At 36.9% G+C, this 19,172-nt stretch carries 24 protein-coding genes; 7 read left to right on the top strand and 17 right to left on the bottom strand.

Annotated features, from left to right (window positions below; all coding sequences use genetic code 11):
• Positions 1–57: 57 nt before the first annotated feature.
• The 10 genes from MKX47_RS07090 to MKX47_RS07045 form a co-directional block, all read right to left on the bottom strand.
• Entirely contained in the window at positions 58–597 is a 540-nt protein-coding gene (locus MKX47_RS07090) for an ATP-dependent exonuclease (RefSeq protein ID WP_340772424.1), read from the bottom strand.
• Between the two features lie 60 nt (positions 598–657).
• Positions 658–1,080, bottom strand: coding sequence for a DUF3021 family protein (locus MKX47_RS07085; protein WP_340772423.1), 423 nt, complete (start codon positions 1,078–1,080; stop codon positions 658–660).
• A complete protein-coding gene (locus tag MKX47_RS07080; RefSeq protein WP_340772422.1) occupies positions 1,077–1,526 on the bottom strand; it encodes a LytTR family DNA-binding domain-containing protein in 450 nt (149 codons plus the stop codon). The genes MKX47_RS07085 and MKX47_RS07080 overlap by 4 nt, the downstream gene beginning before the upstream one ends.
• Positions 1,527–1,765: 239 nt before the next feature.
• A complete protein-coding gene (locus tag MKX47_RS07075) occupies positions 1,766–2,047 on the bottom strand; it encodes a hypothetical protein (protein ID WP_340772421.1) in 282 nt (93 codons plus the stop codon).
• 74 nt (positions 2,048–2,121) lie between these two features.
• A complete protein-coding gene (locus MKX47_RS07070) occupies positions 2,122–3,414 on the bottom strand; it encodes a transglutaminase domain-containing protein (RefSeq protein ID WP_340772420.1) in 1,293 nt (430 codons plus the stop codon).
• 480 nt (positions 3,415–3,894) lie between these two features.
• Positions 3,895–4,431 carry a D-glycero-alpha-D-manno-heptose-1,7-bisphosphate 7-phosphatase gene (locus MKX47_RS07065; RefSeq protein ID WP_340772419.1) on the bottom strand — a complete coding sequence of 179 codons (537 nt, stop codon included), beginning with the start codon at positions 4,429–4,431 and terminating at the stop codon, positions 3,895–3,897.
• Between the two features lie 382 nt (positions 4,432–4,813).
• A complete protein-coding gene (locus MKX47_RS07060; RefSeq protein ID WP_340772418.1) occupies positions 4,814–5,326 on the bottom strand; it encodes a hypothetical protein in 513 nt (170 codons plus the stop codon).
• Between the two features lie 244 nt (positions 5,327–5,570).
• Positions 5,571–5,771 (bottom strand): hypothetical protein, encoded by a 201-nt coding sequence (locus tag MKX47_RS07055; RefSeq protein WP_340772417.1) that lies wholly within the window; start codon positions 5,769–5,771, stop codon positions 5,571–5,573.
• A gap of 136 nt (positions 5,772–5,907) precedes the next feature.
• Complete coding sequence (locus tag MKX47_RS07050; protein WP_340772416.1) at positions 5,908–6,363, bottom strand: hypothetical protein; 456 nt, start codon at positions 6,361–6,363, stop codon at positions 5,908–5,910.
• Between the two features lie 190 nt (positions 6,364–6,553).
• The gene (locus MKX47_RS07045; RefSeq protein WP_340772415.1) at positions 6,554–7,438 is read right to left on the bottom strand and encodes a helix-turn-helix domain-containing protein; all 885 of its coding nucleotides are present in this window, start codon (positions 7,436–7,438) and stop codon (positions 6,554–6,556) included.
• A 117-nt stretch (positions 7,439–7,555) separates the two neighbouring features.
• Between MKX47_RS07045 and MKX47_RS07040 the strand changes: the two genes are divergently transcribed.
• Positions 7,556–8,890 carry an amidohydrolase family protein gene (locus MKX47_RS07040; RefSeq protein WP_340772414.1) on the top strand — a complete coding sequence of 445 codons (1,335 nt, stop codon included), beginning with the start codon at positions 7,556–7,558 and terminating at the stop codon, positions 8,888–8,890.
• A gap of 230 nt (positions 8,891–9,120) precedes the next feature.
• Here the strand turns inward: MKX47_RS07040 and MKX47_RS07035 are convergent, their stop codons facing one another.
• Positions 9,121–9,888, bottom strand: a complete 768-nt coding sequence (locus MKX47_RS07035) for a LysR family transcriptional regulator (RefSeq protein WP_340772413.1) — start codon at positions 9,886–9,888, stop codon at positions 9,121–9,123.
• Positions 9,889–10,018: 130 nt separating this feature from the next.
• Here MKX47_RS07035 and MKX47_RS07030 point away from each other — a divergent pair, with 130 nt between their 5' ends.
• The gene (locus MKX47_RS07030; RefSeq protein WP_340772412.1) at positions 10,019–10,777 is read left to right on the top strand and encodes a class I SAM-dependent methyltransferase; all 759 of its coding nucleotides are present in this window, start codon (positions 10,019–10,021) and stop codon (positions 10,775–10,777) included.
• A gap of 284 nt (positions 10,778–11,061) precedes the next feature.
• Entirely contained in the window at positions 11,062–11,214 is a 153-nt protein-coding gene (locus tag MKX47_RS07025) for a hypothetical protein (protein WP_340772411.1), read from the top strand.
• A gap of 84 nt (positions 11,215–11,298) precedes the next feature.
• Here the strand turns inward: MKX47_RS07025 and MKX47_RS07020 are convergent, their stop codons facing one another.
• Positions 11,299–12,975 carry a formate--tetrahydrofolate ligase gene (locus MKX47_RS07020; RefSeq protein WP_340772410.1) on the bottom strand — a complete coding sequence of 559 codons (1,677 nt, stop codon included), beginning with the start codon at positions 12,973–12,975 and terminating at the stop codon, positions 11,299–11,301.
• 188 nt (positions 12,976–13,163) lie between these two features.
• On the opposite strand from MKX47_RS07020, the gene MKX47_RS07015 reads away from it, so the two are divergent.
• Positions 13,164–13,364 carry a cold-shock protein gene (locus MKX47_RS07015; RefSeq protein WP_340772409.1) on the top strand — a complete coding sequence of 67 codons (201 nt, stop codon included), beginning with the start codon at positions 13,164–13,166 and terminating at the stop codon, positions 13,362–13,364.
• Between the two features lie 40 nt (positions 13,365–13,404).
• Here the strand turns inward: MKX47_RS07015 and MKX47_RS07010 are convergent, their stop codons facing one another.
• The 4 genes from MKX47_RS07010 to MKX47_RS06995 all read right to left on the bottom strand — a co-directional run bounded on the left by MKX47_RS07010 (position 13,405) and on the right by MKX47_RS06995 (position 15,825).
• The gene (locus MKX47_RS07010) at positions 13,405–13,641 is read right to left on the bottom strand and encodes a hypothetical protein (RefSeq protein WP_340772408.1); all 237 of its coding nucleotides are present in this window, start codon (positions 13,639–13,641) and stop codon (positions 13,405–13,407) included.
• 80 nt (positions 13,642–13,721) lie between these two features.
• A complete protein-coding gene (locus MKX47_RS07005; protein WP_340772407.1) occupies positions 13,722–14,207 on the bottom strand; it encodes a YbaK/EbsC family protein in 486 nt (161 codons plus the stop codon).
• A 70-nt stretch (positions 14,208–14,277) separates the two neighbouring features.
• Positions 14,278–14,940 carry a phosphopantothenoylcysteine decarboxylase domain-containing protein gene (locus MKX47_RS07000; RefSeq protein ID WP_340772406.1) on the bottom strand — a complete coding sequence of 221 codons (663 nt, stop codon included), beginning with the start codon at positions 14,938–14,940 and terminating at the stop codon, positions 14,278–14,280.
• Positions 14,941–14,952: 12 nt separating this feature from the next.
• Entirely contained in the window at positions 14,953–15,825 is an 873-nt protein-coding gene (locus MKX47_RS06995; RefSeq protein WP_340772405.1) for a LysR family transcriptional regulator, read from the bottom strand.
• 168 nt (positions 15,826–15,993) lie between these two features.
• On the opposite strand from MKX47_RS06995, the gene MKX47_RS06990 reads away from it, so the two are divergent.
• Both MKX47_RS06990 and MKX47_RS06985 read left to right on the top strand, forming a co-directional pair.
• Positions 15,994–16,890 (top strand): DMT family transporter, encoded by an 897-nt coding sequence (locus MKX47_RS06990; protein ID WP_340772404.1) that lies wholly within the window; start codon positions 15,994–15,996, stop codon positions 16,888–16,890.
• 214 nt (positions 16,891–17,104) lie between these two features.
• A complete protein-coding gene (locus tag MKX47_RS06985; protein ID WP_340772403.1) occupies positions 17,105–18,109 on the top strand; it encodes a YecA family protein in 1,005 nt (334 codons plus the stop codon).
• A gap of 357 nt (positions 18,110–18,466) precedes the next feature.
• Here MKX47_RS06985 and MKX47_RS06980 read toward each other — a convergent pair whose 3' ends face one another.
• Positions 18,467–18,661, bottom strand: coding sequence for a zinc-finger domain-containing protein (locus tag MKX47_RS06980; RefSeq protein ID WP_340772402.1), 195 nt, complete (start codon positions 18,659–18,661; stop codon positions 18,467–18,469).
• 107 nt (positions 18,662–18,768) lie between these two features.
• Here MKX47_RS06980 and MKX47_RS06975 point away from each other — a divergent pair, with 107 nt between their 5' ends.
• Positions 18,769–19,161 carry a ribonuclease HI family protein gene (locus tag MKX47_RS06975; RefSeq protein WP_340772401.1) on the top strand — a complete coding sequence of 131 codons (393 nt, stop codon included), beginning with the start codon at positions 18,769–18,771 and terminating at the stop codon, positions 19,159–19,161.
• Positions 19,162–19,172: the final 11 nt, after the last annotated feature.

The raw sequence follows: 19,172 nt of genomic DNA, 5'->3' as shown, positions 1-19,172 counted from the left end.
TTTGTACCAATATACGAATGTAAACTGCACAATGAACAGAAGAAGTACTATCTACCCTTATTTTTTCTCCAATTCTTCATAAGGGACATTTAGTTTGTTTGCCGTCTGATAAATATAGGTTGTTACCATTGTTTTATCTTCTTTCACAATAATCTTTTCGCCATTTTTCCCGGTAAATATAAATTCCCCTAACGCCCCTGGTACATATTCGAATACTACGTTCTCAATTTCATCCCACTTTAGCGTTTGAGAACCAAATAGCTGATTTTTCTGTACTTGCGTTTCATTAATTGCTGTATAATTTTCAGTGGAACTATACAATGTCACGAGTCCAAAAACAATTAGTGCCAAACAGCCAACATACGTCGTTACATGTCGTTTCCAGCTGAGCAATGCAAAGGCAGCTGCTAAAAGGACAAAGCCAATCATAATGAGTTTGGCATTGCCCCTAAAGGAATAGATGTAAAACCATGAACGGTCCGTTAAAAATAAATCTGGCACGGTCATCGGTACAAAAATGGCAAACAGTGGTGAAATAACAAGACAAGTAATTGCGACTAAAGCAAATAATAGCCTCGGTGAATATTGCTTCAACATTTAGTTCTCTCCCATCGTCCTTAAATTCCAATCCTAAATAAATATACCATAAAATGCCATTCAGTGCGTATGTTGTTTTAACAGCGCGTTGATTTCTTCCGCATCTTTTTTGGCATTTGCATAAATATAATACCAATTGACAATGAAAATGGCAGAAATTAATGTTCCATATGTTACTAGTTGCGAAACAGAAATTGAAATTATATCAAGCCAAATAGAAGTTATCATTATCGCTAAAATACTTGTGCCATAATGCAGCAGCACACGCTTATTATAGGAGATGTTCAATTGATAAATGAGATAGCCCCCACCCCCAGTAACAATACTAACCATGAAAATGCCGAGTACGAATTGATCATAACGAAGCTGCAACTGCTCAAATATTTGCATTTGACCGTTCCAATATGCGATTAAAATCGATACCATAAAAATCATACATCCCACAGCAAACGAACCAATGATTGATTGAACAGCTTTTCTCATGAATACCACTCCTTTAATTTTTCTTTAAAACCCTTTCGGTAAATGCGACTAATCGTTTCCTCTAAATCATTTTTGAGCGTCACATGAAGCATGCCACTAAAAGCAGCCTTCACGGATTGTACAGCTTCTAAATTAACGATGGCACTTTTAGATATTCGGACAAATTCATCGTCTAAAATTTCTTCAAATTGTGCGAGCGTCATATTCGTTTCATGCCAATCGCCCGCTTTCAAATAGACACACACCTTGCCAACCTCCGTGCGAATTAATAGGATTTCCTGTTCCTCAATAAGCGCTAGTTCCTTGCCTTTATAGATTGTAATGATTTTACGCTGCTCCTGCTCTAATAGCGCGACCACTTTTTCAATTCGCGGTGTCAATTCCCGCGCTTTAATTTCGGCACTTGGCTTTATATATTCAGGCGCAAGTAACACTTTTACGTCCATGTGTAAACCACCTTTCTTATACAATTTCGTTAAAACATCGCGATGTATCACGTTATTTATAGTATAAAGTAATTTACTTACAATAAAATGCATGTTAGCCCTAAAAACCAACCTGTTAGCTTTGACAAAACAAAAAATCCCCGTAAATTGTCAGATTGAACATTTACGGAGATTATCAGATTTTGTCATAACGAATTTCGGACAAAACAATGCGTTCTATGCTTTTGCTCATGCAACCTTTACTTGAAATTTGCTCGATATGCTGTGATAAAAGCTTCTGGAGAAGATTTCACGATATACGTATATACTCCCTGTAGCGTATGCAAATAGAGAATACCGCCTTGATTTGCAATTTCTCGAAATGAAAAATCCATCACCTGCTTCATCGGAAACTCTCTATGCTGTGTCACGACCTTATCATTGTATAAATAAATGATTCGGGCATGCTCAATTTCATACTGTGCAATACTTGTCACTTTTCTTTCTATTTTTATATAAGGATGCTGCGCAATCAAGCTCATGTAATCCTCCTAAAACAAAGATTTCTTATTATATTATCACATACCGATTCGTTACTTGCCGAATCTAAACTTCATTACCAATAATTGCTCATTGCGGTTGCTGGGTAATCTTCACGATTCCATGTGTGATCCTGTGCCATTGTTTCATCACTTAATAGGAAATAATTATAATGTACTTTTTCACCTTGGTCTGGTAAAGGGTCGTTCCATGTCGTATCTAAATGGTACCATTCGCCTTCTACCTTGACTAAATTCCATGCATGAGGACCACCTGCATCACCAACAACATATTTTACTTCCACATCCAACGCCTCCAGCATGAGTAAGGCAGCTAAGGCATAGCCCTCGCAAACCCCCTCACCATTCATTAAAACAGAAAACGGTGTATGTGGACTCGCCGTACTTTCTGCAGTATATTTCGTATGCTTCACTAAATAATCATTGACGAACTTGATTTTTTCAATGTCGGTTGCAGTTGAAGGAATCGAATCGGTGAGTTGCTTTATTTTCCCGTTTACCTGAGCGTTTTCTTCGGCTGTTAAGTCATAGGACATATCGACCTGCCATTCAATAACGGAGCCGTAATCGATGTATTTTGACTTACTTTCCTCAAAGACGCCCCAATAATACGGTTCATTTACTTCAAGCCATTTATACACCTCATCAATTGTTGCGCTAAAATCAGCCGTTTTACCTGTATAGGGAATCGTAAATTGCGGCTCGAAATTGGCCATATTATAGGCTATTGCCTGTCCCAGCTGTTCAACCGTTTCCACACCTTCTGGATAAGTCGCTTCCGAATAAACCGGCACAATCTTTGAATTCGCTACTTCATCATAGGCCAGAGTAGCAATGCCCCGATTGGGATCGATAAAGTTGGTAACGAACTGATCGATGACGTCGCTTGCATCATTTTTTAGCTTTAATTGCGTCTCTTGATTAATCGTTGGCAAAGTTAAGTTACTCGCCTTAACTTCATCCACGACAATAGAGCCCATGATAATGGTAAAAAACAACGCAACAAGCGCTGTTATCCCTTTTATGAGCAAGAATATCGATGAAAACAGTCGTGTTAGTGGATTTCTAACCATTCGATTGAGCTCATTATTTACTTGGCGCTCATACTTTACTTGACTTCTTTTATGGCGCTTCTTTGATGTAAGAATCGCATGATTGTAAACACGTTTATACAGCTCAAATTGCTGCTCCTTATCGCCCTTTGCCAACCGAATTTCCTGCTTATTTTGGCGAATCCCTCGTTGTAATTGCTTCCGAATGTAACGCTGTAAAAAATAAGCACGATTCATTTTCCACCATAGCCACAGCATGATTAAAAATAGGATTGCAAATATGATGATATTTTCCATGTCGTTTTGTCACCCCCAAACCTATCTTCTACAATTCTTACTTGAAGAAATCGGCTTTCTACGAATAAAAGCGAAATATTCGCGCGATCCATGTGAATTTCTTTCATTCCATTTTATATTACTTAAACGAATTATGTATTCATATAGTTTCTGACAAAATACATTTCGCGGCAAATAGTACAGTATGAGATTACAATTTACAGTGCTTTAAGAATGATAAGTAATTCATTTACCAAAAATTAGTCTTCTCTAAATATCGGCAATTTATTCCAATAATAACCCTATATAAATTACTCGATATTAGTAGCCAATATTTCAGAATTTATTTCTATAATGTTCACAACATTTATCCATCATTAATTTTAATGGAAATGAAATCGGTCCAAATAAATTTAATATTTAACTTAAGTTAGAAGTTGTTAAAAATGGCGCTACTGTTGTAGCTACTAAAACCCACAATGGTTAATTTTCCACTGTGGGTTATTTCTTATCGTTTTTACTATCACGAATAATCCATTGTGCTACCTCTTTTAAATTTGGATACACTGCATCTGCTAGTGGATCACTCTCACCAATAAAAACGGTTCTGGTACCTGCTTTCTTACCTGCTTGAATATCTGTATCAGTATCACCAACCATATAGGATTTTTCGAAATTGATTTTGTATTTTTCCCCTAAATCTAAAATCATTTTGATATTTGGTTTTCTACATTCACACCCAGCCTTTGGTTTATGCGGACAATAGGCAACCTTATGAATCGTTGCTCCCTTTTTCTCCAGTTCAGCTACCATATAGTCATGAACTTTATTTAGCTGCCTTTCCTTCATGTAACCTAATCCAATTCCACCTTGATTTGTTACGACAAACACATAATCAAAATATTCATTTAAACTTTTAATTGCTTCTTCTACACCAGGTAAAAAATAAAATTGATTTGGTTCGTTTACAAATTTCACTCGATCCGTTAGCACTTCATTTATTACGCCATCTCGATCTAAAAAAACTGCTCTCTTCAATTCAATCACACCTTTAATTTTTAACATTATTTTTAGTATGTTAAAAATTCTCGGCTTTAAGCGGTCTGATTCTCGAAGTCCCATAAATTTCAAAACGAAATCTATTAGCTGAAAAAATACGTTAAAATCTTTTATTCATTTTCTTACAGCTTTAATAAATTTCCCTATATACAGGTTTTTATTCAGATAACACACTCTGTAAAATCTTGAAAAGTCCTATCGTAACAATGTTTATCTTGCTTTGCATAAAAAGCTGTATAAACAATATTCTAAGTAAAACCCACGAAATGTTGTATTCACAGCATTTCGTGGGTTATTGTGGTTTCCCAAACTTTGATTTGGGAACGTTATTTTGTATGGATGTGTATTAATAATTTTCCCCTTAATCTTCTACAGGATAAGTATACCTTATCATCGTTTCACATTTATAATTCGAGCATTCAAAATAATACGGGGTTTCAGAATCAGAAGTCACAACTTTCACTTTATATTTATAAGGAAAACCATCTCCTTTGGTATATTCTCCAACCTCAATCGATACAATGTTTTCATTTTTTAAATTAAGCGATTGGAATGCGCTCGATGCACCTGTTAATAAAATCTCTTTCTTCTTAAAATCATCCTGTTCATGATGATAAATATAGCTAGCCACGCCTATTGAACAAATGAAGAGAATCGCAAGAGCTAAACTAGATATAAAATTCATTAATTTTTTATTGTCCGATTTTATACCTATTACAAATAAACTAATCATAGTGGAAGTACAAATATAAATGACAGTGAATATAACAGTGGGCAGTTCAATTATAGATATTTGATAGATAAACAATATAAATAAATACACAACAAATAATACAATCCATATGGGAATTAGATTTTTTTTATATGTTTTCATATTGGCACCTCACGAATGATTTGATTTGAGCTAGAGAAGAGTTTTCTATTGTTTGTAAGCTTTAGACTATGTAATAAATACCTCCCAAAATCGTTTTATATTAAGTGTAAACCAAAACTTCTTAAAGTGTTATTGGTAGCCTAATTAAATAAATAAGCAGCTAAGACGATTAAATAATCTTAGCTGCTGGATTGAATGTTCCCTATGTGTCATTTGGGAACGTTATATAGCTTTATTTAGCCTACTAGAACCCTGAAATTAAAATACCTATGATAAAAATAAATCCAGAGACGAACTGTATGTACGACATCTTCTTGTTATTTTTTTGTAACTGATGACCACCAAATAGAAGTAAAGAAAACCCAAAAATTAAAATAGCAATATTGTAATTAAAGAACACAATCACAATTGAAATGATTGTAAGAACAATGCCCAGTAGCCCCATGATATCTCCTCCTAAAACGCCTAGTACTTTACATACGAGTTGGAAAGAAAAAGGGTTTCAGTATTATATTAGTTGACTTGAATATAAAATTATAAAAACGCTACCAAAGCGGGATTTGGGGACATTTTGGTGATTTTCATATACCACAATGATATATATAATATTTGCCCTCAGACAGTTGCTTGGACATAGAAATGATTTTTTCAAATCTTTCTATGGTGTCATCTCTTTCAAAACTTAACGTATCTTCGCCCTCATGGAAAAAAATACGTTTTTCGATTATATTTGGACCATTCTTAAATAAATCTCTCCAAGCAGTAAAAATAGAAATAAGGGAAGAAGCCGAATGTTCGTCAAATAATGTTACACCAATTTCATTAAGCCCTATCTCTTTCGGCATTCCTGGCAAACTAGGGATTCTACATGGAATCCATGTAAGAGAATCATGAATATAATCAAATATTTCCATATCAACTGTAATGTAATCAACAATTATATCCTTGTGATTTTCTCTATTTCTATAAAATGTTTCAAAAAATTCTTCATCTTGTGTTTCGGTTCTTTTTATCAAAAAAAACTCATGCGCGCTCATACATAAATATCCCCCTACATAAAAATCATTTAATGTAATTAACAGAGATAATATACCATGAAATTCGTTTGTTAGATTAAATAACGTCCCCAAACGCGCGTTTAAAAATGACATTATTATTTTTTTATCGACTAATATTTCTATACAGCTTTATTATCTAGAATCATCTACAAAAACAAAGTAACTCCCATTAGATAATTTGCAAAAGATAGTGCTCAATATTATTCGCTAACTTAGTCGCATCGAGGTCATTTAAAAGTTGGATCGCTTTTTTTATTTTTGCGATTCCCTGCTCCTTGTTCCCTATTCGGATATCATAAGCACCCTTCAGCTCTAACAAGTGCTTTCTTTCTATTAAGTTGCTTTCTGGAAGGGCGATTTTCTCCAGATACGAGATAAATTCCAAAAATTCCTTTTGATATGTAAATTCTTCTTGGAATCGATTCACAGGTCCAAGTAAAAAAATAATCGTATTAAACAGCACAGATGTGATTGCTTCATTCACCTTTTTATAGCCTTGAAAGCGAGCACTTTTCTCATAGGCGGTTCTAGATAAAAGTATTACCATATCCGCTTCCAGTACTAGCAACGTTCCACTATATAGCATTAACTCATAATAGCCCCAAACCTCTACCCGAAATAAGTAATCAGAAAGAAGCGAAATATCATATGCCACTCCCCCCTCGTCAATATATTTACTGTCTACGATACTTTCATATATTGCAAGCAACAGCGCATTAAAATGGTAGGTCTCTACACCATATTGCCTCCATTTATTGAGTGCTGTGTTTTTCAGCTGCTTTAGTTGATGTACATCTCTATTAAAATAGGCAGTGCGTGCTGCGTTAAAAAATTGCTCTAGTTGATCAGGCTGATAATCGTGATGGATAAATAAAAACTCATCAAAATTCATCATTAACTTTTCTAATAATTTCGTCATGAGACCAAGCGTGATATCGGAATCTCCCCGTTCAAACTTTGATAAAAAAGAAACAGAACAAACCCCCTCTGCTAGTTGCTTCAAGGTAATTCCTTTTTGATGTCGTATCATTCTTAGCGTTTTCCCATATTCCACAAACATTTATCCCCCTCAATTCCGCTATATGAAAATTTTAAAAATCCATTGTTTTATTCAATATACAATGAAATCAGAAAAAGAAATATATGGAATATTACGAAGGAGGAAGAAAACATGCAAAAATTATTAATCAAAAATGGAACGATTATCAATGTGGAGAATGGAGAATCTTTTATCGGGGTCATTGAAATTGAAGGGAATAAAATAAAAAATATTTTCAATCAATCTGAAGCTTTACCTGAGGGAATCGAGACAATGGATGCACAAGGAAAATATATTATTCCCGGTCTAATTGATATGCACTGTCATATTAATGAACGTTACGCGCCTCATTTTGTTGCATCAGGGGTAACGACAGTAAGGAATGCGGCAGGTAATGTGCTCTTACTTCAAAATTTAATGCAAAAACCTGATGATGCACCAACACCAAGAGTTTATGCATCTGATCGAATGATTGACGGTACGCAGGGTCAATGGGGTCCGACGAGCTATAGCAATTTCGTAACAGACAATCCGGAAGAGGCAAGAAAAGAAGTGCGCAGACAAGTTGAAGTAGGTGCAAACTTTATAAAACTGTATGGCTGGATCAAGAGAGATGTGATGGCAGCCGCCGTTGATGAGGCGAAGAAGTTTAACATGGAGGTAGCCTGTGATTTAATGAATTCTGAGGAGCTAACGGCTTTTGATGCAGCGGAATTAGGCGTTACTTGGATTGAACATGCATCTGGATTTGCACAAGAAATGTATAAAGGATGGAATCCATTAGTCGATCAAAAGGAATGGAGCCATATCGATTGGGAAAATCCAGATCAAGCAAAAATAAAGGAGCTTTGTGAAAAAATGCTCGCACACAATGTGAAACTTTGCCCAACAATGGTAGTATTCGATCAATCGATCAAATATCCTGATTATTGGTCTCCTAAAAATAATGTGATTGAATCATTTAATACGATAAATAATCTGATCGAAGAATGGAAAAAAAATATCACACACATCGATTCGATTAAAACAAGGACCGCCGTTATCAATAATTTAACAAAAACAATTGCTAAAACCTACTATGATATGGGGGGAACAGTAGTTGCTGGAACCGATACCCCTGCATTGATTTTTACTTACGCAGGTATGGCTTTACACCGTGAACTCGAACTATTTGTCGAAATTGGTTTTACCGAATTAGAAGCTCTGCAAGCGGCTACAGTCAATGCAGCCAAATCCATTAATTTAACGGATATTGGAACAATCCAAGAAGGCAAAATGGCAGACCTCATCATTTTAAGCAACAATCCATTAAAAAATATACAACATACACAGGATATTGAGCTCATCGTTAAGGGTGGAAAAGTATATAACCAAGAAGAAATTCTAAGTAATGTTCCAAGTGAAGAAGACTTTAATCAATCCATACAAGCTTTTATGGAGCGATGGGAAGCTGTTAGTGTGGATTAAATATTGATATTTTTTGGTAGCTATTTAGAACAGGCCAACTAGTTAAAAAATTCAACTAGTTGGCTATTCGTTGTAGTTGGCCCCACATTCGCTTATTTGTACACTTTCTGCGCTTTATTTTCTACAATTTTTTTATCGTTCCTTCAACTTCTCTTTTAAAAACCGAACAAACGCCGTTACTTCATCTGTTTTAACTTTTGTTAATACATATGTTTGTGAAATCGGTGACACTATTTTTTTGCCGAAATGATTTTCACCATTTGATACTGAAGTTCTTTTTGAATCATAGAATACGGTAAATAGGATGCCCCCAACCCTTGCTCAATAAAGCGCTTCGTTACTTCGATTTGATTCACTTTAAAAGTCTTTGTAAAAGCATAATGTTGATGAATTTGATGGATTAAATCATCCCAATAAACTGGATGATTATATGTAATTAATCGATACTTCGCTAGTATATCTTCCTCTGTTTCCTCATCCTTCGTATATGGTGCTACTAATACAACTGGCTCCTCTAACACAATTTCACTTTCAATATTGTCTACGAGTGAATGAACTTGTGTCAGCCCTATATCCGCATTACCATTTCCTACTTCTTTCGCAACCTCATAGGAATTGATCACATTAATATGTACGTCAATTTTCGGAAAAGCACTCATAAATTCGCTTAAAATTTCCGGTAAAATAGAGGAAGCGATTTGCGGAGCCACTGCAATCTGTACCTTTTGTTCATACCCATGCTTCCATGACTCAAATGCGGCTAAACCGTTTTCATATTGCGTTAGTAAAGCTTTTGCATGTGGTAAATATTTAGCTCCAGCCGCGCTTAACCGGATTTTTTTGCCCTCTCTCTCAAATAATTGAATTTGTAATCGTTCCTCTAAACGTTGTATATGCTTTGTAACTGCTGGCTGTGTTAAAAAAAGCTCCTCCGACGTTTTCCGTAAATTTTCATATTGTGCAGCAACAATAAACGTTTTAATCCATTTAATTTCCATACAAACGCCCCTTATAACGATTCGTTATTAACAATCCCACTTTTACTTATTTCTCCTTATTGATTGAGTTTATTATAATCTAATTCATACAAGTTGTAAGAAAATTCATTTAAAGAATGGAGTGGAAATAATGAAAAAAGATTTATGGAATGCAACATTATACGATCAGCAGCATCAATTTGTTTCAAATTACGGTCATGATTTAATTGAGTTATTACAACCAAAACAAGGAGAAAGCCTCTTAGATGTAGGCTGTGGTACAGGTGATTTAGCAAATAACCTGCAACAAATGGGCATAGCGGTTGTAGGAATCGATCATTCTGCGAATATGATTGAACAAGCAAAAATGAAATATCCAGATATCCCATTTCATGTGATGGATGCTACAAAACTTTCGTATAAACATATATTTGACACAGCCTTTTCGAATGCAACACTACATTGGATTAAAGATGCTAAAGACGTTTTAGAAGGCATTTATCGTAGCCTTAAACCAGGGGGACGCTTTGTTGCAGAGTTTGGTGGAGCGAGCAATGTACAAACGATTACCGACGAATTAATTCAGCAAATCCAACGAGCTGGCATTCCCTTTACCGACGAGCAATTCCCTTGGTATTTCCCAACAATTGGTCAATATACAGCTTTAATGGAATCAGTAGGGTTCACAGTAGGCTATGCACAGCATTTTGCACGACCTACAAAATTAAACGGTGAAGATGGTTTAAGAAATTGGATTGATATGTTTAGTCCTAGCCTATTTGAGCAGATGGACGAAGAAATAAAGCAATCCATAATTGAAAACACGATTAAAAATTTAAAAGAGAAATTATGTAAAAATGGCGTATGGTATGCAGATTATAAACGAATTCGGGTTTTAGCGATTAAATAAACATAGCCCACAAAAAAATCTCCTCAAATATTTAATCCATTCTTCCACATAATAAATATGCATGCTTTTATCATTAGTCATGAAAAATTCGATTGTTTATGTAGCTGACTCAATCGAACTTTTTTCAAAACCATTCACTATCCACCTTTTGCTCGCTTAATAAGCCTTTTTTGTATTTCAAACAAATATTTTGTCTGAAATGTGAACTTTTATATTGATTTCATTAAAAATAAGTCATATAATAGCAATAAGGAATCACGAAGCAGAAAAAAGGAGTGTTTATTATGAAAGCCATCCAAGTACAACAACCACATGTAATGAGTGACAAAGAGCGCAAAGGTTTATTAGTAATCTCCCCTATTTTAATCGGTTCAGCAGTTTACGGAGCAAGTATTGCATATATGGTGATCGAAAACTTCTTCCGTGTAATGTTCTAAAAGGATTTGAAAGAATTGACTAATGGTAAAGCATAAAAAAACGTATTCGCGCAATTGACACGAATACGTTTTTTATTTTGTTCATTAGAATAAGCCTATTGCACTGCCATCCTCCGCAACATCCATGCGTAGAGCTGCTGGTTGTTTTGGTAAGCCAGGCATTGTCATAATGTCACCAGTTAAGCACACTAGGAAGCCCGCTCCTAGCTTTGGAATAATTTCGCGAATCGTTACGATGAAATCTGTTGGGCGTCCAAGTAAGCTTGGTTGATCCGATAACGAATATTGGGTCTTGGCCATACAAATCGGTAAGTGATCCCAGCCATTTTTTTCAATCGTTGTTAATTGCTTTTTCGCTGCGTCTGTTAATTGAACGCCTGCTCCACCGTACACTTGCTGCACAATTTTTATGAGCTTCTGTTCAACCGTTTCTTGTAGTCCATATAATTGATGGAAATCGTTTGGCTGCTCAATCACTTCTAGCACTTGTTTGGCTAGCTCAATTCCGCCTTTTCCGCCCTCTTCCCACACATTCGTACGCGCGATGCGAACTTCATTTGCCTGAGCCCATTCTAATACAAATGCTAATTCGGCTTCTGTATCTGTAATGAAACGATTTAATGCAATAACAGGCTCTAAGCCGAAATTACGTACAATTTCAACATGCTGTGCTAAATTAGCAATCCCCGTCTTCAATGCCTCGACATTTTCAGCTACTAATTCGCCTTTCGCTACGCCACCGTGCATTTTTAGCGCGCGAATTGTCGCAACAACGACAACAGCACTTGGTTTAAAGTCGGCTTCACGCGCTTTAATATTGAAGAATTTTTCTGCCCCTAAATCCGAGCCAAAACCCGCCTCCGTAATGACGATATCCGCCAATTGACGTGCTGTTTGCGTTGCGATAATGGAGTTACAGCCGTGTGCGATGTTGGCAAATGGGCCACCATGAATTAATGCTGGTGTCCCTTCAATTGTTTGTACTAGGTTTGGATTTAAGGCTTCTTTTAAAATTAAAGTTAATGCACCCTCTACTTGCAAATCACCTACTGTTACTGGCTGACGGTCATATGTGTAGCCAATTAAAATACGTTTTAAGCGTGCCTTTAAGTCCTGAATACTTGTCGCTAAACAGAAAATCGCCATAATTTCTGAGGCAACCGTAATATCAAAGCCATCTTCGCGTGGAACACCTTGTAATGGGCCACCTAGACCCACTGTCACATGGCGTAATGCGCGGTCATTTAAATCTAATACACGCTTCCAAATGATACGGCGCGGGTCGATATTCAATGCATTCCCTTGATGGATATGGTTGTCGATTAACGCAGATAACGCGTTGTTCGCTGTTGTAATCGCATGGAAGTCACCATTGAAATGGAGATTAATTTGCTCCATCGGCAATACTTGTGCGTAACCACCGCCTGTTGCGCCACCTTTTACACCCATAACAGGACCTAATGATGGTTCACGTAATGCTACCATCACGCTTTTATTTAATTGATGTAAGGCATCTGCTAAGCCTACTGTTACAGTTGATTTCCCCTCACCCGCTGGAGTAGGGCTAATCGCTGTCACTAAAATTACTTTAGCATTTGCTTCACCTTTTACTTTACTTGTGTCAATCTTTGCTTTATAGCGCCCATACTGCTCCACTGCATCTAACGGAATTCCCGCTTTCTCTGCAATCTCCACGATTGGCTTCATCGTCGCTTCGTTTGCAATTTCAATATCTGTTAAAGGTTTCGTCGTAGTTGTCATGATTCGCCCTGCTTTCTATCATAGTCGCTTCTTATTATAGTCTGTTTTATTTGAATTGATAATCAAAAATCCTCTGTCAAATCGACAAATTATTGACATCAATCGCCTTTTTAGTATATAGTTTATTCGTAATATTCCGTTTTCTTATATTTTCAATTGACTTTTAACAGTATCGGAGGAGATCGCGAATGCACCAAGGCACTGTAAAATGGTTCGACAATGAAAAAGGGTATGGATTTATAGAATGTGACAATGGCGAAGATGTATTCGTACACTTCACTGGCATAAAAGAAGAGGGCTTCCGCACATTAGCTGAAGGACAGGCCGTAGAATTTGAAGTTGTTGATGGCATACGCGGTGCACAAGCTGCGAATGTCTTAAAAAAATAAATCAAGCTGTAAACGCGTACAATGGCGTTTACAGCTTTTTTTACTTCTCTACAATCATAAAATCCTTGTTACTATTTTTATCATTAAAGGTTGCTAATACATTTGTTATTTTACCAATATAATGTGAAGGCTCCTCATTGCCCTCCTCATAAACAAAAATATCGTAATCAGTCCGATTAGACTTCTTGACAATAACATTGCCTGAAGTCGTCGTAAAACCAATAAATTGGCTATTATTTAATGCCTGTAATGCCTCTTGCTTCGTTAAATTTGTCATAACTAGACTCCCTTACTATGTATTAAAAATGCTGCTATTACGAAATCAATTCCCCTGCAGCTCGTTCCCTAGTAGAACTTCTATACTTGCGGGTCCTGCCAAGCTTTACAAACGTCTACCCACTCGCTTCCAGCTGTATAGCGCTCTAATTCATCGCATGTTAGCTCAATCGCAGAATTGGCACTGCCACAAGCTGGAAAAATCGTCGTAAAGCGCTTTAAAGAAACATCCAAAAATACCGGCAAATCATTTGCAAGCGCAAAGGGACAAACCCCACCAACAGGATGACCCGTTAAAGCTGCCACTGTTTCAAAATCCAGCATTTTTGCCTTTAAGCCAAATTGTTGCTTAAATTTACTATTATCAATTTTCGCATCACCTGCCGCCACAACAAGTAAGCCCTTCTCATCCTTGCTATGGAAGGATAAGGTTTTAGCAATACGAGCAGGTATCACATTGAGCACATTGGCTGCTTGCTCCACGGTTGCGCTACTTTCGGTGAATTCAAGAACGTCATGCAATCGCCCCTGCGTTTCAAAATACGCCTTTACTGACTGAATCGACATGTCTGACACCTCATTATAAATAAATAGAATATTCCAATTATACCATAAAAACGGGTCAGTTATGGCTTTTCTAGTCTAATAAATCGATTAATGCCTCAGCAGTATTCTTCTTACCGTCTTTTTTAATAACGGCACCTGCTTTTGAAAGAATCAAATGTGGCTCCATCGCACCGTATAAGGATTTTGAACTGTTCGCTATCATGTAATCTGCGTTGGCTGCTTGCATGCGTTTCGTAGCACGGTCGATTAAATATTGCTCATCTTCCGTTGCTTCTAGCTTAAAGCCGATTAACGTTGTATTCGGTGCCCAGTTTTTCACCTGTGCTAAAATTTTTGGCGCCTTTTTAAAGTGAATAATAGGTGGCTCGTCGGATGGCATTTTTCCTTTTTCCGTCAGCTCATTCCCTGATTGATCAAACACTTTGTCAATGAGCCAATCCGAGCCAGCCACCGCCATTATGACATAATCAATGTGCTCCGCTTCGACAATTTGCTTTAATGTCTGACCTAAATCCTCTATTCCCTCAAACTTAACCAGTCGCATCTGGTCCTTATGTGCCGGCATTTGTGCAAAAATCCCGTGCATATAGATGACTTCTGCATTTTTGGCATAGGCTGCTTCTGCTAAATAGCAGCCCATTGTTCCTTTTGATAAGTTCGTATGACCGCGCACATTATCCCACTTTTCAAATGTGCCCCCACTCGTAATTAATACCTTTTTTCCTGTTAACATCCGTATCCCCCACTATTGTTCAACCGACGCCAGCCATTTTTGTAAAACCTCAACAAACTTTTTCGACGCCGGTGATAGTTTTTGTTTTGTCGATAACCCGATTGTACGAAAGCTCTCTTGTAATAACGGTAACGCTTTCACGTTTTGTGGCAACATTGAAACAGCCATTTGCGGCATGATACTGATTCCCAAATTATGCTCAACCATTGCGACAATCGCCTTTTCATCGAATAATTCAAAGCGAATATTCGGACGAATCCCATACTTTTCAAAATTCGCCATGACATCATTGGTGCCCTTATAAGAAGGCATGATAAATGGCAAATTTTCAATTTCTAATAAATCGATTGTAGTATTATCATATAGCGGACTTTCGTTTGAGACAATACACAAAAGTGGATCACGCTTTAATGGAATAAAATCAAATTGTTTCGAGCTTGTGCGATTTAAAAAGCCACAATCCACCTCGCCATTTAAGAGCCATTGCTCAATTTCAAAATAATCCCCCTCACGCAGCTCAATTCTAATTCCGGGATAAAGTGCTTCCATAATCGGAATAATATTCGGCATCCAATGAGTTGAAATCGTTGAAATTAAGCCGATTCGAACCGTCCCCTTATTGACTCCTAAAATATTGGAGGCAGCCTGCTCTAGATGCTCTTGTGCTGTCAAAACTTTGCGCATTTCAATTAACATTTCTTGTCCATCTTCCGTCAACGTAACACCATTGCGATTGCGGTGAATTAAATTAAAGCCGAACTCCTTTTCAAGACTGGAAATCGCATGACTCACCGCAGATTGTGTCAATCCAAGCAGTTCCGCAGCTTTTGTAAAACTTTGTACTTCTGCAACTTTATTCAAAATTTCATACTTCACAAGACTCACTGCGAATCACCTCCATTTAACCATTTAAACATGAATTTTTTTCATATTAATCATTATAAACATTCGTTTTACTAATCACAATACGCAGTTTATAGTGTATTATAACAGGGCTAAGCCGTTATGTTTGCTAGCCTAAAAACATTAATTTAACGGAATGTGGTGACATCTTTGAGTTTACAAGGTAAAGCAAATATTTTAATGGTGATCGTGACAATGTTTTGGGGTCTTTCCTATACGTTCATGGTGATGGGATTAGAAGTACTAGAAGCGTATAATGTTGTTGCACTCCGATGCCTCATCGCATTTATCATTGCCGGTCTAATCTTTTTACCAATGATGTTACGCGTTACGAAAAAAACAATTTACTATGCAACGGTTCAAGGCATTTTATTATTCGCCGTTTTCGCTCTATCATTATTCGGCTTAAAAACAACTTCTGCTGGGAATGCAGGCTTTATTTTAAGCTTAACAGTCGTGTTAGTGCCCATCTTCACAAGCTTTTTAGACAAGCGTTTGCCTTCGCGTGCCGTTAGTTTTGCAATCGTGGCAACGATGATTGGGATTACAATCTTAACATTAAAAGAGTCACTAGCATTCCAAACAGGTGATGTATTAGTTGCCATTGCAGCCGTTTGCTATTCAATTTACTTAATTTTAAATAGCAAATTTACAAAGGACGTTGAGTCAATTTCTTATGGTGTCTATCAATTAGGTGTGGCGGGTGTGCTTGGTGCTATTTTTACACTAGCATTGGAAACACCAAAATTACCGACGACATCACTTGGCTGGGTAGCTATTTTGGGATTAGGTGTTATTTGTACAGCGTTCTGCTTCGTCGCACAAGCTGTTGTACAACAGTACACATCCCCTACTCATACAGGGCTAATTTTCTCATTAGAGCCAATTTTCGCTGCACTGTTTGCATTCATTTTCCTAGGTGAAGGTTTAACGTCTCAGTTACTAATTGGTGGCGCATTCATTTTAATTGGGAATTTTGTTGCTCAGCTCGAACAATTTTCAGCAGCGAAAAAATTGGCGCAATTGGAATCGCACTCTACTATTTAAAATAGTGTAGGCATAGCAGAAATCTCGCTATGTCCTATTTTTTTTATATTTTAGTTCTATTTCCATTCTTAGTTTACTATAATTAAAAAAGTGCTATTTTCTGATTGTTTGCAATAGATAATCAGTTTTCTTAATAACATTCTGACGTTATTATTAAGAATAGCATTATTTGCACTATAAATATTTAACAAGTTGTATTAAAGGAAGTGTTACTATGGTTGGACGTAATGACCCATGCCCATGCGGAAGCGGAAAGAAATACAAGAAGTGTTGTGAAGGTAAAACTCAAGCAACTTCTACGACAATTTTCCATGAAGAAATTGAAAATGTATTACAAACATTTTATACAAGCTACCCAGAAAGAAAAGATATTCGTGAGTTTATCGAGCTAGTACAAGCTTGGGCTCCAAAACTAGAAACAAAGCTACAAAAGGAACTAGTAGAAGCTGTAGCATTGGACGAATTTTTCTTCCATAAGCGTCCTGAAATTTGGACAAATTACTTAGCAAAAATGGCCAAGAAAATGGTTCGCCCATCTATGATCGAGCTATTAAAAACTTGGGAAAAGCCTACATTCTTTATCGGTACTGTTGAATCAGTAGAAAGTGAATACTTCACAGCCATTTCGGCAATGGATGGCACAGTGTACCACATCCAAAAAGAAAGCCCTAAACCAATCCCACTAGGCATGCGTGTATTTGCTTTCCTATTACCTGATGGAACAAAACAAGAAAACCACGTATTAGCGGTTTCAACATTAATTTTCTTCCACAAGGAGCATGCGATTTCATTTGAAGAATTTACAGCTGCTTACAAGAAAAGTGGGCTAAGCGTAGAGCAATTCACAAAAGAAAACCACCTCTTACTATGGGAAGGTTTAGTAGAAAACGGCTACGAGGGCGAAGAATTCACGCCATTCGAACAAGAGGTTGTGGAACAGTTAAAAGCATTCATGGCTGACAAAGGCATCGACAACGGCAGCTTTGTTGCGATTGTTGAAGATTACTTAGTAGAAAAAGAACCTTCTGCTCGTAAAGCCGGCGCCATTGCTGCGGGTGCAATTCGCTTCGGTCAGGATCACGACTTATTAGGTCAAAAATTCACGGTAAAAGAGATTGCTGAAAGCTTTGGTATTTCAGCATCTTCATTAAACAAATACCATCAAGAGCTAATGGCTTTCCATGAAGAGAAGCAATTAGTTACAGCTGGGGCTAACTAAACTCCAAAATTAAAACCGGTTTCGGAAAACAAATCGTTTTCTAAAACCGGTTTTTTATTTTTTTATTGTTGATCGGCGAAGTATCGGATTGATTTTCACAATCGTCTAGAGAGAGGCGATTCCATGATCACTTTGCGTTGAAATATGATCCATATTTTATTTTTATGCTCGTTTTCGATTGATTTATGATCGAATTTTCATTTTTGCGCTCGGTTTCCTGACTTTTATGCTCGATTTTAGAAATATATGATTGATTAACCACATTTCGCCTATTATCTCAGTATAAACGTACGCAATGAAGCGCTTTTCAGTCAAACAGAATTCACAGATTATCGAAGCCTCCAAAACGTAGCAAATTTATAATTTTTCACGAACCTTCATAATCTCTTGACCTAAAAACTGCAGCTGCTCGCCTACCGTACAGCTCTCTATGCAAAAACGATGAGCGCCTTGCTTGCCACGCACTTTGCGTAAATCACGAATCACTAGGCAATCCACACAATACGTATCCGTCAATTCATCGATATCCTTCATAACATCCATTTTATTCACGTGCTGTACCTCCTTAAAGCTGTTTCCCTATTGTACGCTATTTTTTTCATTTCTCCAACTGTCGTCCATTTGCTATACTAAAATTAGTAACGTAAAGGAGTTTTTTCATGTTAGAGGTATATATTGATGGTGCGAGTGCCGGTAATCCTGGACCGAGCGGCATTGGCATCTTTATTAAAGGCGAAGGACATCTTATCAAAATAAACGAAGCAATCGGTATGACCAACAATCATATCGCTGAATTTACCGCGCTCGTTCGTGGCTTAGAGGAAGCGAAAAAACTTTCAACCAATTTTGTCTGGATGCATTCCGATTCAAAAATAGTTGTGAGCTCAGTCGATAAACGTTACGTAAAAAACGAAGAATTTAAGCCGTTTTTAGAGCAGGCCTTACAGCTCATCGACGAATTCGAACTTTTCTTCATTAAATGGATTCCCGACAAAGAAAATAAAGCCGCCGATGCTCTAGCACGTGAAGCAATTTTAAAGAATAAAAACTAAAGAGAGTGTCC

Source organism: Solibacillus sp. FSL R7-0668, from assembly GCF_038006205.1.
Taxonomy (GTDB): domain Bacteria; phylum Bacillota; class Bacilli; order Bacillales_A; family Planococcaceae; genus Solibacillus.
Note: the sequence above shows the minus strand (reverse complement) of the source record. Positions and strands in the feature narration are given on the sequence as shown.

What these genes read in the sequence shown, in the direction of transcription:
- MKX47_RS07010 (WP_340772408.1), bottom strand. Translation starts at nt 13,641, where the DNA reads ATGACAAATTTAACGAAGCAAGAGGCATTACAGGCATTAAATAATAGC.
- MKX47_RS07035 (WP_340772413.1), bottom strand. Translation starts at nt 9,888, where the DNA reads ATGGAAATTAAATGGATTAAAACGTTTATTGTTGCTGCACAATATGAA.
- MKX47_RS07005 (WP_340772407.1), bottom strand. Translation starts at nt 14,207, where the DNA reads ATGTCGATTCAGTCAGTAAAGGCGTATTTTGAAACGCAGGGGCGATTG.
- MKX47_RS07085 (WP_340772423.1), bottom strand. Translation starts at nt 1,080, where the DNA reads ATGAGAAAAGCTGTTCAATCAATCATTGGTTCGTTTGCTGTGGGATGT.
- MKX47_RS07030 (WP_340772412.1), top strand. Translation starts at nt 10,019, where the DNA reads ATGAAAAAAGATTTATGGAATGCAACATTATACGATCAGCAGCATCAA.
- MKX47_RS07090 (WP_340772424.1), bottom strand. Translation starts at nt 597, where the DNA reads ATGTTGAAGCAATATTCACCGAGGCTATTATTTGCTTTAGTCGCAATT.
- MKX47_RS07020 (WP_340772410.1), bottom strand. Translation starts at nt 12,975, where the DNA reads ATGACAACTACGACGAAACCTTTAACAGATATTGAAATTGCAAACGAA.
- MKX47_RS07060 (WP_340772418.1), bottom strand. Translation starts at nt 5,326, where the DNA reads ATGAAAACATATAAAAAAAATCTAATTCCCATATGGATTGTATTATTT.
- MKX47_RS07070 (WP_340772420.1), bottom strand. Translation starts at nt 3,414, where the DNA reads ATGGAAAATATCATCATATTTGCAATCCTATTTTTAATCATGCTGTGG.
- MKX47_RS07025 (WP_340772411.1), top strand. Translation starts at nt 11,062, where the DNA reads ATGAAAGCCATCCAAGTACAACAACCACATGTAATGAGTGACAAAGAG.
- MKX47_RS07000 (WP_340772406.1), bottom strand. Translation starts at nt 14,940, where the DNA reads ATGTTAACAGGAAAAAAGGTATTAATTACGAGTGGGGGCACATTTGAA.
- MKX47_RS07055 (WP_340772417.1), bottom strand. Translation starts at nt 5,771, where the DNA reads ATGGGGCTACTGGGCATTGTTCTTACAATCATTTCAATTGTGATTGTG.
- MKX47_RS06975 (WP_340772401.1), top strand. Translation starts at nt 18,769, where the DNA reads ATGTTAGAGGTATATATTGATGGTGCGAGTGCCGGTAATCCTGGACCG.
- MKX47_RS07040 (WP_340772414.1), top strand. Translation starts at nt 7,556, where the DNA reads ATGCAAAAATTATTAATCAAAAATGGAACGATTATCAATGTGGAGAAT.
- MKX47_RS07075 (WP_340772421.1), bottom strand. Translation starts at nt 2,047, where the DNA reads ATGAGCTTGATTGCGCAGCATCCTTATATAAAAATAGAAAGAAAAGTG.
- MKX47_RS07015 (WP_340772409.1), top strand. Translation starts at nt 13,164, where the DNA reads ATGCACCAAGGCACTGTAAAATGGTTCGACAATGAAAAAGGGTATGGA.
- MKX47_RS07050 (WP_340772416.1), bottom strand. Translation starts at nt 6,363, where the DNA reads ATGAGCGCGCATGAGTTTTTTTTGATAAAAAGAACCGAAACACAAGAT.
- MKX47_RS06985 (WP_340772403.1), top strand. Translation starts at nt 17,105, where the DNA reads ATGGTTGGACGTAATGACCCATGCCCATGCGGAAGCGGAAAGAAATAC.
- MKX47_RS07080 (WP_340772422.1), bottom strand. Translation starts at nt 1,526, where the DNA reads ATGGACGTAAAAGTGTTACTTGCGCCTGAATATATAAAGCCAAGTGCC.